This window comes from Ensifer sp. B1-9, assembly GCF_050474445.1.
In the GTDB taxonomy this organism is placed as follows: Bacteria; Pseudomonadota; Alphaproteobacteria; order Rhizobiales; family Rhizobiaceae; genus Ensifer.
The window spans coordinates 1-2,500 of record NZ_JBCHVG010000035.1; the positions used below are offsets into that span (position 1 = coordinate 1).

The 2,500-nt window shown below is 54.1% G+C and carries 2 rRNA genes (1 of these 2 cut by a window edge); both read right to left on the reverse strand.

From position 1 onward, the window contains the following. Positions 1–65: 65 nt before the first annotated feature. Positions 66–180 (reverse strand): 5S ribosomal RNA (gene rrf, locus ACQ5BM_RS34445). 139 nt (positions 181–319) lie between these two features. Further along, positions 320–2,500 (reverse strand): 23S ribosomal RNA (locus ACQ5BM_RS34450); it runs 616 nt beyond the window's last position.

The following is a 2,500-nucleotide window of genomic DNA, read 5'->3' on the forward strand; positions in this document are numbered from 1 at the left end:
CTTGTCCTTGTCGGCGTTGCCTCGAAGGGGAGCGGCGTTTCGGTTGTTTATCTTGCGTTTTGCAGACCTGGCAGCGACCTACTCTCCCGCGTCTTAAGACGAAGTACCATCGGCGCTGGGGCGTTTCACGGCCGTGTTCGGAATGGGAACGGGTGCAGCCACCCCGCCAGAACCACCAGGTCGGCAAAGCGCAAGATTTGCCTTGCGGGCAAACCGGAATGAGAAGCTGGTTGAAGTTTTCACTTCATTTGTTTTGAACACGTCGTTCATCCGGACGAATGCGTTGCATTCGCCTTGGTGATGAACACAAGCAATGGGAACGATCAAGCCGATCGAACGATTAGTACTGGTAAGCTTCATGCGTTGCCGCACTTCCACACCCAGCCTATCAACGTGGTCGTCTTCCACGGTTCTCAAGGGAATACTCGTTTTCAGGTTGGTTTCCCGCTTAGATGCCTTCAGCGGTTATCCATTCCATATATAGCTACCCTGCTATGCCCTTGGCAGGACAACAGGTCCACCAGAGATATGTCCATCCCGGTCCTCTCGTACTAGGGACAGATCCTGTCAATATTCCTACACCCACGGCAGATAGGGACCGAACTGTCTCACGACGTTCTGAACCCAGCTCACGTACCGCTTTAATTGGCGAACAGCCAAACCCTTGGGACCTGCTCCAGCCCCAGGATGCGATGAGCCGACATCGAGGTGCCAAACAACCCCGTCGATATGGACTCTTGGGGGTCATCAGCCTGTTATCCCCGGCGTACCTTTTATCCGTTGAGCGATGGCCCTTCCACGCGGGACCACCGGATCACTATGACCGACTTTCGTCTCTGCTCGACTTGTCAGTCTCGCAGTCAGGCGGGCTTATGCCATTGCACTCGACGACCGATTTCCGACCGGTCTGAGCCCACCATCGCGCGCCTCCGTTACTCTTTCGGAGGCGACCGCCCCAGTCAAACTACCCACCATACACTGTCCCGGATCCGGATGACGGACCGCGGTTAGACATCCATGACGATAAGGGTGGTATTTCAAGGATGGCTCCACAAGAACTGGCGTCCCTGCTTCAAAGCCTACCACCTATCCTACACATGCCGACACGAATGCCAGTGTAAAGCTATAGTAAAGGTGCACGGGGTCTTTCCGTCTGACCGCAGGAACCCCGCATCTTCACGGGGAATTCAATTTCACTGAGTCTATGCTGGAGACAGCGGGGAAGTCGTTACGCCATTCGTGCAGGTCGGAACTTACCCGACAAGGAATTTCGCTACCTTAGGACCGTTATAGTTACGGCCGCCGTTTACTGGGGCTTCGATTCAGAGCTTGCACCCCTCCTCTTAACCTTCCAGCACCGGGCAGGCGTCAGACCCTATACGTCGTCTTGCGACTTCGCAGAGCCCTGTGTTTTTGATAAACAGTCGCTACCCCCTGGTCTGTGCCACCCCAAAAGACTTGCGTCCATTGGGGTCACGCTTCTTCCGAAGTTACGCGTGCAATTTGCCGAGTTCCTTCAGCATAGTTCTCTCAAGCGCCTTGGTATACTCTACCTGACCACCTGTGTCGGTTTCGGGTACGGTCTATAATGATGGAGCTATTTCCTGGAACCGCGTCCCCGCCTGGACAATCCAATAAGTCCAGACAAGTTAAGCGATCCGTCACTACCACCAGGCCCACGAATATTAACGTGGTTCCCATCGACTACGCGTGTCCGCCTCGTCTTAGGGGCCGGCTAACCCTGCTCAGATTAACTTTAAGCAGGAACCCTTGGTCTTTCGGCGAGAGGGTCTCTCACCCTCTTTATCGTTACTCATGTCAACATTCGCACTTCCGATACCTCCAGGACCCCTCACGGGTATCCCTTCGCAGGCTTACGGAACGCTCCGCTACCACGTGCCATAAGGCACATCCTCAGCTTCGGTGCATGGCTTTAGCCCCGTTACATTTTCGGCGCAAAGACCCTTATTTAGACCAGTGAGCTGTTACGCTTTCTTTAAATGATGGCTGCTTCTAAGCCAACATCCTGGTTGTTTTGGGATCCTCACATCCTTTCCCACTTAGCCATGACTTGGGGACCTTAGCTGGAGGTCAGGGTTGTTGCCCTTTTCACGACGGACGTTAGCACCCGCCGTGTGTCTGCCGACTAGTACTCCTCGGTATTCGGAGTTTGGTTAGGATCAGTAAGACGGTGAGTCCCCATAGCCCATCCAGTGCTCTACCCCCGAGGGTATTCGGTCGACGCTCTACCTAAATAGATTTCGCGGAGAACCAGCTATTTCCGAGTTTGATTGGCCTTTCACCCCTAGCCACAAGTCATCCCAATCTATTGCAACAGATGCGGGTTCGGTCCTCCAGTTGGTGTTACCCAACCTTCAACCTGCTCATGGCTAGATCACTCGGTTTCGGGTCTAATGCGACGAACTGAACGCCCTGTTCAGACTCGCTTTCGCTGCGCCTTCACCTATCGGCTTAAGCTTGCTCGTCACACTAAGTCGTT